Below are 14,842 nucleotides of genomic sequence, written 5' to 3' on the forward strand. Positions count from 1 at the left end.
CAGAAACAGCGTGTGGCCATTGCCCGGGCTCTGGCCATGCAGCCGGATATCATGCTCTTTGACGAACCGACATCGGCACTCGATCCGGAGCTGACCGGGGAAGTACTGCGGACTATCAAGCAGCTGGCCGATGAAGATATGACCATGATCATCGTGACCCATGAAATGGCCTTTGCCAAAGAAGTTTCCGACCGGGTCCTGTTCATGGCAGAAGGCATTGTCCAGGAAGAAGGAAGTCCGGAACAGATTTTTGAACATCCGCAGAATGAACGGACCCAGAGTTTCCTGAAATCTATGCTGCGCTTTTGATCAAAGCTGCACTGTATATTTTAGATATATGGTGCAGTTTTTTATTTCTCCCACGGATTCCGGTATTTATGATATAATGGAAAGGTAAACAATTCGAACGAAAGGCTGTGGTATTATGATGAATCGGATTACCTTGCCGTCTGGCCTTGTATTGGATATGTCCCACCTTTACGGGCCGGATGCCTTGATAACGGAACGAGAAGTGGAAGAGTTTGCTCCTGTCTATCAGAAAGCTCACTCTGTCATGATGGAATTGCGCCAAAAGGGAACGGTTGCCGGCCACCTTTCTAAAGATGGGGAACCGGAAGCGGTACTCTTTCCGCAGCTGCCGTATATTGCAGAAGGCAATATCAATAATCCTGAACGCATCGTGGCATTGGAAGAACTGGGACGGACGGTGCGCAACCGCGTCGATGCCGTCGTATTCTTCGGCATTGGCGGGTCGTATCTGGGCGGCAAAGTCCTGTTTGATGTCCAGTGCGGCGAATTCTGGAATCTTAAGAGTCAGAAAGATCGCAACGGATATCCTAAGGCATTTTTTGCCGGTAATAACGTCGATACCCATAAGTTGTCCGGCCTGATTCAGACAATGCGTGCAGAAAGTGCGGGACAACAGGATTACACGGTCATGGCCGTCGTTATATCCAAATCGGGATCTACCATCGAACCCATGTCGAATTATATGATTTTCAAAGAAGCCATGGAAGCTGCGGGGATTTCTATGGAAACCGTAGCCGTCACCGATCCCCATGAAGGAGAAAAGGAAACGCTGCTGCATACGCTGGCCCGTGAATCGGGCTGGCCTATCTTCTACGTACCGGACGGCATCGGTGGCAGGTTCAGCGTCTTTTCCGAAGTAGGACTCATCGTCGGAGCCCTTACGGGATTTGATATCCGGTCCTTCCTTGCCGGTGCCCGTGAAGCGGATCAGGCTGTCAAAAGCGATGACATCACGAAAAATCCGGCCCTTCTCAACAGTGTCCTGAAATTCCTGGCCGGAAGCCGCCATGGGAGAAACCTGGAAGTTCTCATGCCCTATGCCGACAATCTGAAATCTTTATCCGAATGGTATATCCAGCTCCTGGCAGAATCACTGGGTAAACGGCTGAATAAAGAAGGGCAGGTCGTCCATTATGGACGGACGCCGATCGTCGCTGTCGGTACGACGGATATGCATGCCCAGACGCAGGAACACCAGGAAGGCCCCCAGGACAAAGTCGTCCAGTTCGTCTCCATCGAAAAATGGCCTGATGATCTCGTCGTTCCCCATACGTACGATTCCTTTGCCAAACTGGCTGCCTTCAGCGGCCTGCCCTTGAGCCGGATCCTGGAAGCGGCGCGCCGGGCTAATGAAGAAGCCCTCATTGGAGATGGCCGGCCCAGTGCCAATTTCATCCTTCCTGAACTGAACGCCTTTTATCTGGGAGAGCTCATGTTCCTGCTCTGCTGGTCCATTGCCTATGAAGGGGAATATGCCGATGTCGATGCCTTTAACCAGCCGGGGGTAGAAATATACAAATGCTATCTGGGGCAGCATCTGGCAGAAATGAAAAAATAACGGGTTCGTTCCCGGCTCCGCCATTAGGCGTAGATCTGATGTCTTTCGTTTAAATTTGTAGTGAAAGGTGTACTGTGTATCATGAATATTCTCGTTACCGGGGGTGCCGGATATATTGGCAGCCATACTGTAAAAGCATTATTGGAAAAAGGTCATTCCGTAGTCGTACTGGACAATCTGTCCAGGGGACACCGTCAGGCCGTACCATCAGACGTGGAACTCATTGAAGAAGATATCCACCATCTGGAACGGGTAAAACAAATCCTGACAGACCGGAAAATCGAAGGGGTCATGCATTTTGCCGCCCACAGCCAGGTAGGGGAATCGATGGTCAATCCGACTATCTATTATGACAATAATATAGTCGGTTCCTATTACCTGCTGGAAGCGGTCCGCCAGGCCGGTGTACCTTATATGGTTTTTTCATCTACCGCTGCCGTATATGGCGAACCGGAACAGACTCCCATTACAGAAGATATGCCATATGCACCGACCAATGTCTATGGACAGACAAAATTGATGATCGAACACATGCTGTCCCAGTTCAGCCGTGCCTATGGTCTGCGGTATGTGGCCCTGCGTTATTTTAATGCCGCCGGAGCCGATGCAGATGGCAGAATCGGGGAAGATCATACACCGGAAACCCATCTGATTCCGTTGATTTTGCAGACGGCTTTGGGACAGCGCCAGAGTATCAAGATTTTTGGTACAGATTATCCGACGGCTGATGGGACCTGTATCCGTGATTATATCCATGTAACGGATCTGGCCGATGCTCATGTGCGGGTCCTGGACTATCTGGCCCGTGGCGGCCAGTCCCAGTATTTCAACCTGGGGACACAGCACGGCATGAGTGTGCGCCAGATGATCGAGACGGCTAAAAAGGTAACGGGCCGGGACTTTGCTGTAGAAGAAGCGCCCCGCCGTGCCGGCGATCCGGCCGTACTCATCGCAAGCTCGGAAAAGATTCAGGCTGTAACCGGCTGGCGTCCTGTCCACAGTGATGTGGAACACATCATTGCCGATGCCTGGAACTGGCACCGTACGCATCCTGCAGGATACGGAGATGAGAAATAGGCTGTCTGCATATAGTCACCTTGTTTGGAACATTTTAGTTCATCACGCGAAAACATGGCTCCCGTATGGAGTAATCCTGGCATGTCTGACAGGAATCTGGTTTTGGTGGGATGGACCGGCATCAGATCAGAACGTAGTAGTACGGGAGACGAAGAATCATACCGATTCTCCGCCTCCTTCTTTTTTGCATAAAAAAGCCGGTCCCCCTTCAAAAGGAGAAGGAAGGTGTATCCACAGCCTGGCGGGCATCCGGCGGACAAAACCACTGGCCGATTTATTTGAGTCGCCAGTTGCCATGGAGACTGCGGGAAAAGAAGCAAAAAAGGAAGATAATCCGGAACAGAAGAAAAAACAGAACGGCAGAGAGAAAGAGAAACTGTCCCGGCCGGTACCGCTGCCACAGGTACTGGGAGTGCTGGAAGAAGGAGGCCGGCGTCTTATCCTGCTCAGTAATGGCTTGCGGTCACAGGCTTGTGCGGCAGGAGAATCGTTTGATTCCTGGCAGATTGCTTATATTTCCCACGGTGTAGCAGGTCTTTCGAAAGAAGGTGTCATTCATGAAGTGTATTTTTAAGACAGGGAAGACGTGGCTGCCACTGAGATTTCTGGCCATGGGGATGATGCTGATGGGATGGCCGGTACAGGCGGAAGCTCTCGATGTCCGCGTTCATGAAGCTCCGGTCCGTACCGTTCTGGCCGGACTGGCACGCAGTGCTGGAATCAACCTGGTCATAGACGACACAGTGGATGGCACGGTGACGATGGAGCTTCATGATGTACCGGCAGAAGAGGCAATCCGCGTACTGGCGGGCAGCCAGAATCTGTTGTACCGCACGGACGGGGCCATTGCCTTCATTACGGCCGGAAGAGCTCATGATCAGGCCCGGAGCTGCTATACCTGGAAACTTCATCATGCCGATCCGGACAGTGTGCGTCAGGCGGCAGAAACGGTGGCAGGGTCTGGTCACATCGGCTATCACAGCGATACCAATGCTCTCATTCTTCATGGCTCGGCCCAGACTGCATCGGCGGTAGACCGGCTGGTGCAATCCCTCGATGTGCCGGTGCGGCAGGTCAGTGTGGAAATAGAATTCCTGTCCCTTCAGACCGATGCCGTCAAAGACAGGGGGATTTCCTGGGACTGGACGGCCATGGAAGGCGGACCGGGCCACCGGTCTTTTCTGTATACGGGCCAGCTGCGGGCGCTGGAAAGCAAGGGTAAAGCCCGGGTCCTGGCCCGTCCTCATCTTATGGCACAGAATGGGCGGGAAGCGCAGATCCTCATCGGGGACCGCATCCCCGTCCTGACAGAACACGTGACCGATGGGGAAGTGTCCCGCACGACAGAATATGAAGATGCGGGCATCAAACTGAGCTTTACGCCGCGGATTCATGAGGATGGCAGTGTGACTGCCCACATCCGCGCCGAAGTGGGAACGCCTATCCTCGTACCGGAACTCAAGGCCTACCGGATTACGACGCGCCGGGCCGATACGGACGTCTGTATGCAGCCCGGGAGGGACCTGCTCATCGGCGGCCTCATCAGCCGGGAGGAAATCAATAATCTGCGCAAAGTCCCCATACTGGCAGACATCCCTGTCCTGGGAAAGTTATTCCGGTATCACTACACATCAAAAAAAGAAACGGAACTGGTCATCCTCATCCGGTCCCGCGCAGCATCACCTCATGCGGAATCTGTTCGTTGACAGGCCGTATGGAATCTGCTACCATAGATATGTTTTCAGCAGAAAGGGGATAGGAACAGATGGAAAAAATACTATGTGTAGCATTGGGGGGCGGCATCGGGGCGGCATGCCGGTATATACTGACGGAACTGTGCAACATGCATGGAGGGGCCTTTTTTCCCTATGGGACAGTACTGGCTAATGTTATCGGGTCTTTTCTGATCGGCGTCCTGTTTGTTTTTTTCAACAGCCATTCCTCTCTTTCACCGCTGGTCAAACTCCTTTTCGTAACAGGCGTTCTCGGAGGATTCACGACTTTTTCTACATACAATATGGAACTCCTGACTATGGTCCGGACCGGCGAATTTACCTTTGCCCTGCTCTATCTGGGACTCAATGTCATCGGCGGTTTTGCGGCCTGCTGGCTGGGATACGCAGCCGGCAATGCCATCGTCTGATGGTATGATACTAGTTTCTATATAAATGTATTATCCAGGGACATCAAAAAAGACTGACCCGGAAGATCAGTTACTTCCGGCGTCAGTCTTTTTGCGTTTTGCTTGTTAGAATTCCGTTTATGCCGCTGCCTGTTCTTTTTTTCCTCTGGCAGTGTAGATTATCGTGCCGAGGACGAAGCCGATGATGAACGGGATAATCCAGCCGAAACCGTACGTAGAAAGCGGTGTGGCAGCGACGATAGCTTTGGCAAAGCCGAGGCCGGAAAGACCGGGCAGGGATTCGAGGAGTGCGTACATCGTCACCAGATAGACCGATCCCTTGTAAGCACCGTCATTGGGGATGATGCGGACCAGGACGCCCAGAACCAGCAGAGCCAGGCAGGGCGGGTAGCAGACGCCGAAAATCCAGCCTACATAAGTGACGATGCCGTCTACGCCAAGAAGGGCCGTAAGCGCGGAAAGAATACAGCAGACGATGGCTACCTGACGATAAGAGAAACGGCCTGTGGCCTGGCTGGTGAATTCGGCTACGGCTGCAATCTGGCCGATAGCCGTCGTCAGGCAGGCCAGTACGACGGCTATGCCCATGGGAATCATGACGGCACCGCCTACGCGCTGGATAATCGCTACCAAAAGTTCAGCCCGGCCGATAGACTGGGGATAGTCACTGCTGACGCAGGCTCCCATGTAGAGGAGGGAACCGTAAATGATGAACAGCAGAACAAAGGCGATGATGCCGCAGCCGATGAGGCAGCGGTTGCGCTGTGCGACCGTCGTATATCCTTTGGCGTTGATGGAACTGATGAAAACAGCGGCCATAATGAAACTAACCAGTACATCGCCTGTATTATATCCGCCCAGGAATGCGTTGACAAAGGAATTGGGAACAGCCGGATCAATGGGTGTTCCTATGGGGCTGGCGACGCCCATAATGGCGATGACGACCAAAATCAGGGCCAAAAGAGGCGTCAGGTATTTGCCCATCCGGTCCATTACGTTGTTCTTATCAGCGGCGAAGAAGAATGAAATAATGAAATATACGATGACGAGAGGAATGAACGGTGCTGATGGAACATTGCCCTGGATACCGAGCTGGATAGCCGTGGCACACGTGCGGGGGATGGAAACGAAGGTGCAGACCAGCATCAGTGCGGCCAGCAGGATGTTATAGGTGTATTTGCCGACATGATCGGTAATGGCGTGTACATCTCCGTTGAGGCCGATGACGATGAGTGTGAAAATGGGAAGGAAAATCCCTGACAGGGTCAGACCGGAAAGACCGGCCAGGTAGGCCGACCCGCTGTTGAGACCCAGCTGGGGCGGGAAAATCAGATTGCCGGCACCGAAGTACGTAGCAAAGAAGGCAAAACCCAGAATGCATACATCGCGGAAGCGGATAGAATGAAGAGCAGACATGATAAAACCTCCTGAAATACGTATACAAAGAGAGCCGGCAATGACACCGTATACAGGCATTACCGGCCCTCTTTGGTCGAAGTATACTTTTTTAGTGGTCCTGGTACGATTTTATGCTTTTTCCAAAGCCTGTTTCAAGTCATCAAGCAAATCATCGACATTTTCCAGACCGACGGAAATGCGGATCGTGCCGCTGGTGATGCCGGCCGCTTTGAGCGCTTCGTCATTCAGCTGCTGATGTGTCGTCGAAGCCGGATGTACGAGGAGTGACTTGGAATCGCCTACATTGGCCAGATCGGAGAAAATCTGTGCAGCGTCGATGAAACGGCGGGCTGCTTCCCGGCCGCCCTGGAGTTCGAAGGAGAAAATTGAGCCCGTGCCCTTCGGGAAGTATTTCTGAGCCAGCTTATAGTACGGCGAGCTCGGCAGGGACGGATAATTTACTTTCGTAACCTTCGGATGGTTTTCCAGGAAATCGGCTACTTTCTGGGCATTGGAGACGTGGCGTTCAATGCGCAGGGACAGGGATTCGAGACCCTGGATGAGCAGCCATGCGTTGAACGGGCTGAGCGATGCGCCGAGATCGCGGAGGTATTTGGCACGGACGCGGGTTACAAAGCTGGCACCGGGTACGTCTTTGACGAAGCTGAGACCGCCGTACGATTCATCCGGTTTTACCAGGTCTTCGAACCGGCCGGAGCCTTCCCAGTCAAAATCGCCTTTTTCTACGATGAGGCCACCCAATGTCGTGCCGTGGCCGCCGATGAATTTGGTAGCCGAATGGAGAACGATGTCGGCGCCGTGTTCGAAGGGGCGGAAGAGGAACGGCGTAGCAAAGGTGTTATCTACGAGGACAGGGATGCCGTTTTTATGGGCGATTTCAGCAATGGCTTCGAAATCAGGAATGTTGATAGCCGGATTGCCCAGGCTTTCCAGATAGATGGCCTTCGTCTTGTCCGTAATCAGTGCAGCAAAGGACTGGGGATCATCGGGGTCGGCGTATTTGACGGTAATGCCGAGATGTTTGAATGTATCGGTGAACAATTCGATGGTGCCGCCATACAGCGTCGGAGCAGCGATGATTTCATCACCGGCGCCGGCGAGGTTGATGAGGGAAAGGGAAATAGCAGCAGCGCCGGTAGCCGTAGCCAGGGCAGCCGTGCCGCCTTCCAGTGCGGCAATCCGTTTTTCCAGCACATCCCAGGTCGGATTGGCAAGGCGGGAATAAATGAAGCCCGGTTTCTTCAGGCCGAACTGGTCTTCGCCGTCCTGTGTATTTTCAAATACATAGCTCGTTGTCTGATAGATAGGAACGGCACGGGCGCCTGTTGCCGGATCGGGAACCTGACCTGCATGCTGCTGTAATGTTTCGAATTTGTAATTTGTGCTCATAGTGAATTCCTCCTGTGATGTAAAAATGTAATTTTTTTACTTGAAGGCGTGTTGTAATAAAAAAAGCTTCCGTCCCCTTGTAAGGGACGGAAGCACCGTGATACCACCCAATTTCACCTGACTCTCACAAGCCAGGCCTCTTCAGGTACGCAGACCGTAGTCTTGAATACCATAGCACGATAACGGGTGCAACCGGACGGTCTAATTATTCGACCAATCTGCTCTGAGGCCATCTTCCACGGAATTCCCTGCGCTCCCTTTCACCGGACGGAAGCTCTCTGTGCCATTTCCTTCCATGTACTCTTCTCTTCATTGCAACACTATCAAGTTGATGACGTAAGTCTACCATGGAAAACAGGATTTGTCAAACTCTTTTTCAGAGAAATTTTTAAAATATTAGAATTTAGTTCCAATTAGATGAATGCCAATAAAGGCCGTATATGTATATATTATATAAGAGAAAAGGGAAATAAAAAAATAATAAAAATATCATTCTATAGAAATGCAAAAAAAACAGGGACGGCTCATGGCGAGTCATCCCCAATTTTTTTGATTGTATAATTATTCAAACTCTTCGTCGCCGTCGTTGATGTAGAATTCTAAAATATCCGGACGGGAATAGTGGCCGGTGGCATCGAATTCCATGCGGCTCATGGGAACTTTGTCCATGTCGAGGTCGGCATAGATAATCGCTTCCTTGTTCCAGACGGGTTCTGTTACGTAATGGCCATAGGGGTCGATGATGCAGCTGCCGCCAATGCACGTTTCATCTTTCAGGCGGCTGATTTCTTCCTGTTCCAGAAGGGTAGAGGGATACATGTCTTTAGTGAAATATTGATCGACGTTGAACACGTAGCAGTGCCCTTCGATAGCAATGTGTTTGATCGTATCCTGCCATTCGGGGTTGTCGTTGGTATTGGGAGCCAGATAGAGGGCCACTCCTTTTTCATACAAGGCGACGCGGGCCAGGGGCATGTAGTTTTCCCAGCAGATCAGGCTTCCCATGCGGCCCCATTCCGTATCGACCATGGGAAAGTACGTTTCCGGTACATGGGAATCGGCCCAGATATAGCGTTCGGCGCCGGTCGGTTTTATCTTCCGGTGCAGGGAAACCAATTCTCCTTCAGGCGAGAAAATCAGATTGCTGCAGTATAGGGAGCAATTGATGGGATCCCGTTCAGTAACGCCGATGCTGACGTAGGCGTGGGCTTTTTTAGCAGCGGCGGCAATGCTGATCGTATCATCGGGGACGACGACAGCGTTGTCATAATAGACTTTCCAGTCCTTGCGGCCATCTTCATTACGGCTGCCAACGGTAAAGCCGAAGGTCAGCCCGTAGGGATAGCAGGGGATGAGCGATTCCGGGAAAACGATGAGCTCAGCCCCGTTCTGACCGGCTTCCATGATCTGGCGCACGACTTTGTCGATGGTGGCCTTCTTGTCGAATAAGACCGGTGAAGCCTGGACAATGGCAGCCCGCAGCTGCTTTTTCAGATTTTTCATGGATGGATTCCTCCGTTCATAGTGAATTGGTATAGTTTATTATATCATAGATTAGCAGATACGCTCAAAGGAAAATCTATGATATACTAGAAGCCGTGAGGTGAAATGAATCATGAACAATCCCTTTGAAAATATAACGATATTAGATTTTACTCATGTCTACTCCGGGCCGTACTGCACCATGCTCTTTGCCGACCTGGGGGCCAGAGTCATCAAAGTAGAGCGGCCGGGAAGCGGTGATGACACGCGGCATTACCTGCCATTTAAAAATAATGAAAGCGGGTATTTCGCCTATCTGAACCGCAATAAAGAGAGTATCACCCTGGATTTGAAATCACCGGAGGGAAAAGAGATAGCCCTCGGGCTGATGAAGCAGAGCGATATCGTCATTGAAAACTTTTCTGCCGGGACGATGGAGAAACTGGGCCTTTCCTATGAAGAAGCCCGGAAGGTCCGCCCTGACATCATCTATGCGTCCATCTCCGGATTCGGCCAGACCGGCCCCCTCTGCCATAAAGCCGCCTATGACAACATCGCCCAGGCCATGAGCGGCCTGCTGCGGGTCACGGGATATCCGGATCAGCCGCCGGTTAAAGTGGGGGTATCCATTGCCGATGCCAACGCTGGCATTCACGCGGCGTTCTGCCTGATGGCTGCCCTGTACTATCGTGAGCATACGGGAAAAGGCCAGTATATCGACATTTCCATGATGGAAACGACCATGTCCGTGCTGGAAAACTTCGTCATTCAGTATACGCTGAACGGCGTCGTGCCCGAACGGATGGGCAATGAACATTCGGCCTCGGCGCCCTTTGATGTCTATGTGACGAAAGACGACTATGTCGCCGTGGCGACGGCCAGCAACCGCCTGTTCAGCCGCATGCAGGATGCCATGGGCATGGATATCATGTCGGACCCGCGGTTTGCCGAAAATACGCTGCGCCGCAAGAACTATGCTGAACTGAAGCCCATCATTGGGGCGTGGATGAAAGAGCATACGACGGCAGATATCGTCGCCTTGTTTGATCAGGCGGGAGTACCGGTGGCACCGCTCCTGCGCATCGATGAACTGGTACATCACCCGCAGATACGGCAGCGCGGCATGATGGAAACGCAGCATCATCCCGTCATCGGTGATTTTGAAATGCCGGGATTTCCCGCTCACTTTTCAGAAATACAGACTCCGGTCCGCAAAGCGGCACCGCTCCTCGGCGCCGATACGGATGACGTCCTGGCGGTCATGCTCGGCTTTAGCAAGGAAAAAATACAGGAGTTGAAAGACCGGGACATCGTCTAGAAAGAAAGGAATTATATACAATTGGGCAGCATAAAAGTACAAAAATTAGAAAAATCGTTTGGCGTACGGAATATTTTCCACGACGTATCCTTTGAACTGCGCCGGGGAGAACGGCTGGGCCTGATCGGGGCCAATGGTGCGGGCAAATCGACACTCCTGAAATGTCTCATCGGAGAAGAAGAGTATGATGGAGGAACGTTTGTCCTTTCCGAAGGAGAATCGGTAGGATACCTGCAGCAGGACATCACCTATGATGATGACATAACGCTCAGGGACACGATGACAGAGGCTTGGCAGGATGTCCTCCGTCTGGAAGGCCAGTTAAAAGATGTAGAGAAACAGATGCAGAGCCAGCCGGATAATATGGAACTGATGAACCGTTACGCCCACATGCAGGAACGGTTCGAATGGCTGGGAGGATTCGAATATGAATCGATGAGCCGTAAGATCATTCAGGGACTGGGCTTTGGAGAAGCGGATATGGACCGGCCCGTACAGAGCTTTTCCGGTGGACAGAAGACGCGTATCAATCTGGCAAAGGCACTGGTACGGCGTCCGGACTATCTCTTCCTGGACGAACCGACGAACCATCTCGACATGGATATGCTCGAATGGCTGGAAGGGTACCTTTTATCCTATGGCGGGGGCATTCTCATCGTATCCCATGACCGGTATTTCCTCGACCGGGTCGCTACGGGGATTTTGGAACTGAGCCATGGGACGATCACCAAGTACAAAGGAAATTATACGCGGTATGTAGAACAAAGCCGTGCCCGTCGCAAAGCACTGGAAAATGCCTACCGGAAGCAGCAGGAACACATTCACGAAACGGAAGAGTATATCCGCAAATACAAAGCCGGAATCAAGGCCAAACAGGCCCGGGGGCGTCAGTCCCAGCTGGACCGGCTGGAACGGATTGAACTGGCACCGGAAGAAGCGACACTGCATTTTCATTTTGCCCCGGCGGAAGGCAGTGGGGAAAAAGTGCTGGTCCTCGACAATGTCTGTGGCGGTTACGGTGACAGACAGCTTTTCGATCACCTGAGCCTGCTCCTGCGCCGTGGTGAGTCGGCATCCCTCATCGGCCCCAATGGGACGGGCAAGACGACGCTGCTGCGGATGATTATGGGAGAAAAAGAACCGGACAGCGGTCATATCACATTGGGGAGCCGGGTCCGTATCGGTTATTTTGCCCAGGAACATACGGAACTGCACGGGTCATGGAGTGTACTGGAAGAAATCATGAATGCCTTCAGCTACAGCGAAGATGAAGCACGCAATGTCCTGGGGCGGTTCCTGTTCACCGGCGACGATGTATTTAAAACGATCGATAGCTTAAGCGGTGGCGAACAGGCCCGTCTGGCCTTATTGAAGCTATTCCTCGAAGGCCCGAATTTCCTCATCCTCGACGAACCGACGAACCATCTGGACATTCCGACACGGGAAATCCTGGAACAGGCCCTGCTTGATTTCGGCGGCACCTATCTGGTCGTATCCCATGACCGCTATTTCCTCGATAAGATTACCGGGCGGACGCTGGTTCTGGAAAACAAGAAACTGAAGGAATTCCTGGGCAATTACACCTATTACCGGGAAAAAGAACGGGAAGCGGCGGAACTGCAGGCACAGGAGGCAGCAGAACAGGGGAACGGAAAAACGGAAGAAAAACAAGAAGAAAAACGGCCGTCTTCCCAGACAGCGGCACAACCGGTCAAAGCGGTTGATACACCAGCCGTGAAAAAAGCGCCGTCCTATGGGACGGCACGCAAGCTGGAACAGATAGAAATGAAGATTGCCGAACTGGAAGCGACCGTCAAAATGTATGAATTCCAGCTGAACCAGCCGGAAAATCAGACGGACCCTGATAAGGCGATGGAACTGACAGGACTCTATGAATGTACGCAGCAGAAGTTGGACGAAGCTTATGACACATGGGCGGAACTATCAGAAAAAGAATAAAGATGGCTCCTTTTCCTTGCAGTCAGCACCAATGTAATATATACTAACCAGTAGAGTGACATCGTGTTGACAAATACAAAGCAGGGAGTTATGTAGATGAACGAAAAAATTTTGCTGATCAATGATATACCGGGGTATGGAAAAGTAGCACTGGCAGCGATGATGCCCATTCTGGCCCATATGAAATACGATGTGTATAATCTGCCGACGGCCGTCGTATCCAATACGCTGGATTATGGGAAGTTCGATATCCTGGAAACGACGGAATACATGAAAAAGGCGCTGCAGGTCTGGGATGAACTGGGCTTTTCCTTCGATGCCGTTACGACGGGGTTTATCGTATCCCAGGAACAGGCAGACATTGTGACTCGCTTCTGCCAGGAACAATCCCGCCGGGGCGTGCGCATTTTTGTTGATCCCATCATGGGCGATGAAGGACATTTGTATAATGGCGTGGAAACAGAAACGGTAGAGCGGATGCGTAATCTGTGCCGTGTTGCCGATTACATCATGCCCAATTATACAGAAGCCGCCTATCTGGCCGGCATGGACTGCAGAGAATGCGACCTGGACGAAACGGAAACACGGCAGCTCGTCGATGCGCTCCGCGCCATCTGTCCTCATTCCATCCTTATTACCAGCGTACGGACCGGGGGAACCTATGTCGTGCTGGGGTATGATCATGAGCGGAATACCTATTTCCAGCTGCCGTACAATCTGATTCCCGTCCGCTTCCCGGGCACGGGCGATGCTTTTTCGGCTATCTTGACAGGACAGATGCTGCGCGGCCATGCGCTGGAAACAGCGGCCCTTCTTTCCATGGAGAGCGTGCGGAATCTCATCGCCGCCAATATGGGGGTACAGGATGTTTACAAAGGGATTCCCATCGAGCAATGCTTGAATCTCGTCGAAGAAGTACAGACCGATTGACATGGAAAAGAGCGCTGCAGCCGGAGGGCAGCAGTGCTTTTTTATGGATAATGGCAGGTATATGAATCATATCAGATTGGAGAGATTGCGATGTATACGATACAAATCAAGCGGATATACGATCAGCCGGAAACGGCCGATGGCACACGGATTCTCGTAGACCGGCTCTGGCCCAGGGGAATCTCAAAGGAACGGGCCCATCTGGACCGATGGGCCAAGGAAATCGCCCCGTCGCCGGAACTTAGGAAATGGTATGGACATGATGCGGCGTTGTATGAAGAATTTTCAAAGCGCTATGTGGCAGAACTTGACATGAATGAGGCAGGTGCTTCATTTCTGGAGGACTGTCGTGCCTATCTGCAGCGGGGAAATGTGACCCTCGTATATGCGGCAAAAGACACGGCACACAGTCATGCCCTGGTCCTGCAGCATTGGCTGCTTCAGGCCCTGCCATAACGACAGGACAGAGACATAGAAAGAAAGGATGGATGTATTTTCATGAATGAAACAAAAACTTCGGTCTTATCTAATGGACTTTTATGGTTTGGCGCCGGTATTTCTATTGCCGAAATTCTGACGGGGATGCTTCTGGCACCGTTGGGGTTCGGCAAAGGGCTTCTGGCCATTATTATCGGCCACGTCATCGGCGGTGCCGTCATGTTCGGTGCCGGTGTGATTGGCGGCCGGACCGGCAGGAGCGCCATGGAAACGGTGCAGATTTCCTTTGGACGCCAGGGAGCGAAATTGTTTGCCGGGCTGAACGTCATCCAGCTCATCGGCTGGACTGCCGTCATGATTGCCAGTGCTGCCGTAGCGGCCAATACGATTGCGGCTATCGGTACGGCCTTCTGGAGCGTCATCATAGCAGCTCTCATCGCGCTGTGGATCGTGCTGGGACTGAAAAATCTGGGACGCATCAATGTCATCGTCATAGCGGCTCTGCTGATCCTCACACTGGTCCTGAGCGCTGTCATTTTCGGTGGTGGTTCATCTTTCCAGGCGGATGGCACGATGACTATGGGGGAAGCCATCGAACTGACCGTAGCTATGCCCCTTTCCTGGCTGCCCATTATTTCTGATTATACCCGTACGGCAGAAAAGCCCATCAAAGCGACGGCCACCAGCTGCGGTGCCTACTTTATAGCGAGTACCTGGATGTTTGTCATCGGCATGGGGGCAGCTCTGTACACGGGACAGGATGACATTGCCGCCATTATGCTTCAGGCAGGGATGGGGCTGATCGGCATCCTGATCATTC

At 52.2% G+C, this 14,842-nt stretch carries 14 protein-coding genes and 1 other annotated feature; of the genes, 11 read left to right on the forward strand and 3 right to left on the reverse strand.

What is annotated here, in order from left to right; genetic code table 11:
- The 6 genes from B4H10_RS08740 to crcB all read left to right on the forward strand — a co-directional run.
- The coding region (locus B4H10_RS08740) for an ATP-binding cassette domain-containing protein (protein WP_292018665.1) at window positions 1-309 on the forward strand (309 nt) is incomplete at its 5' end.
- Between the two features lie 118 nt (window positions 310-427).
- The gene (locus tag B4H10_RS08745) at window positions 428-1,867 is read left to right on the forward strand and encodes a glucose-6-phosphate isomerase (protein WP_292018675.1); all 1,440 of its coding nucleotides are present in this window, start codon (window positions 428-430) and stop codon (window positions 1,865-1,867) included.
- An 81-nt stretch (window positions 1,868-1,948) separates the two neighbouring features.
- Window positions 1,949-2,944 (forward strand): UDP-glucose 4-epimerase GalE, encoded by a 996-nt coding sequence (galE, locus tag B4H10_RS08750; protein ID WP_292018666.1) that lies wholly within the window; start codon window positions 1,949-1,951, stop codon window positions 2,942-2,944.
- A complete protein-coding gene (locus tag B4H10_RS08755; protein ID WP_292018667.1) occupies window positions 2,934-3,518 on the forward strand; it encodes a hypothetical protein in 585 nt (194 codons plus the stop codon). Before galE ends, B4H10_RS08755 begins: the two co-directional genes overlap by 11 nt.
- Entirely contained in the window at window positions 3,502-4,650 is a 1,149-nt protein-coding gene (locus B4H10_RS08760) for a type II secretion system protein GspD (protein WP_292018668.1), read from the forward strand. The genes B4H10_RS08755 and B4H10_RS08760 overlap by 17 nt, the downstream gene beginning before the upstream one ends.
- A 59-nt stretch (window positions 4,651-4,709) precedes the next feature.
- Entirely contained in the window at window positions 4,710-5,087 is a 378-nt protein-coding gene (crcB, locus tag B4H10_RS08765) for a fluoride efflux transporter CrcB (RefSeq protein ID WP_292018669.1), read from the forward strand.
- Between the two features lie 117 nt (window positions 5,088-5,204).
- Here the strand turns inward: crcB and B4H10_RS08770 are convergent, their stop codons facing one another.
- The 3 genes from B4H10_RS08770 to B4H10_RS08780 all read right to left on the reverse strand — a co-directional run bounded on the left by B4H10_RS08770 (window position 5,205) and on the right by B4H10_RS08780 (window position 9,398).
- A complete protein-coding gene (locus B4H10_RS08770) occupies window positions 5,205-6,503 on the reverse strand; it encodes a branched-chain amino acid transport system II carrier protein (RefSeq protein WP_292018670.1) in 1,299 nt (432 codons plus the stop codon).
- A 111-nt stretch (window positions 6,504-6,614) separates the two neighbouring features.
- Window positions 6,615-7,895, reverse strand: coding sequence for an O-acetylhomoserine aminocarboxypropyltransferase/cysteine synthase family protein (locus B4H10_RS08775; protein ID WP_059077001.1), 1,281 nt, complete (start codon window positions 7,893-7,895; stop codon window positions 6,615-6,617).
- A 79-nt stretch (window positions 7,896-7,974) separates the two neighbouring features.
- Window positions 7,975-8,217 (reverse strand) — a binding site (T-box leader).
- A 239-nt stretch (window positions 8,218-8,456) separates the two neighbouring features.
- Window positions 8,457-9,398, reverse strand: a complete 942-nt coding sequence (locus B4H10_RS08780; protein ID WP_059077000.1) for a carbon-nitrogen hydrolase family protein — start codon at window positions 9,396-9,398, stop codon at window positions 8,457-8,459.
- A gap of 112 nt (window positions 9,399-9,510) precedes the next feature.
- On the opposite strand from B4H10_RS08780, the gene B4H10_RS08785 reads away from it, so the two are divergent.
- The 5 genes from B4H10_RS08785 to B4H10_RS08805 form a co-directional block, all read left to right on the forward strand.
- A complete protein-coding gene (locus tag B4H10_RS08785) occupies window positions 9,511-10,695 on the forward strand; it encodes a CaiB/BaiF CoA transferase family protein (RefSeq protein WP_292018671.1) in 1,185 nt (394 codons plus the stop codon).
- A 21-nt stretch (window positions 10,696-10,716) separates the two neighbouring features.
- Window positions 10,717-12,654 carry an ABC-F family ATP-binding cassette domain-containing protein gene (locus B4H10_RS08790; protein ID WP_292018672.1) on the forward strand — a complete coding sequence of 646 codons (1,938 nt, stop codon included), beginning with the start codon at window positions 10,717-10,719 and terminating at the stop codon, window positions 12,652-12,654.
- 96 nt (window positions 12,655-12,750) lie between these two features.
- A complete protein-coding gene (locus B4H10_RS08795) occupies window positions 12,751-13,584 on the forward strand; it encodes a pyridoxamine kinase (RefSeq protein ID WP_292018673.1) in 834 nt (277 codons plus the stop codon).
- Between the two features lie 90 nt (window positions 13,585-13,674).
- Window positions 13,675-14,040, forward strand: coding sequence for a DUF488 domain-containing protein (locus tag B4H10_RS08800; RefSeq protein WP_059076996.1), 366 nt, complete (start codon window positions 13,675-13,677; stop codon window positions 14,038-14,040).
- A gap of 42 nt (window positions 14,041-14,082) precedes the next feature.
- Window positions 14,083-14,842: cytosine permease (locus B4H10_RS08805; RefSeq protein WP_292018674.1), on the forward strand; the 760-nt coding region annotated here is incomplete at its 3' end.

It is taken from the genome of Megasphaera sp. UBA4382 (assembly GCF_002391155.1).
GTDB classification, from domain to species: Bacteria; Bacillota; Negativicutes; order Veillonellales; family Megasphaeraceae; genus Megasphaera; species Megasphaera hexanoica.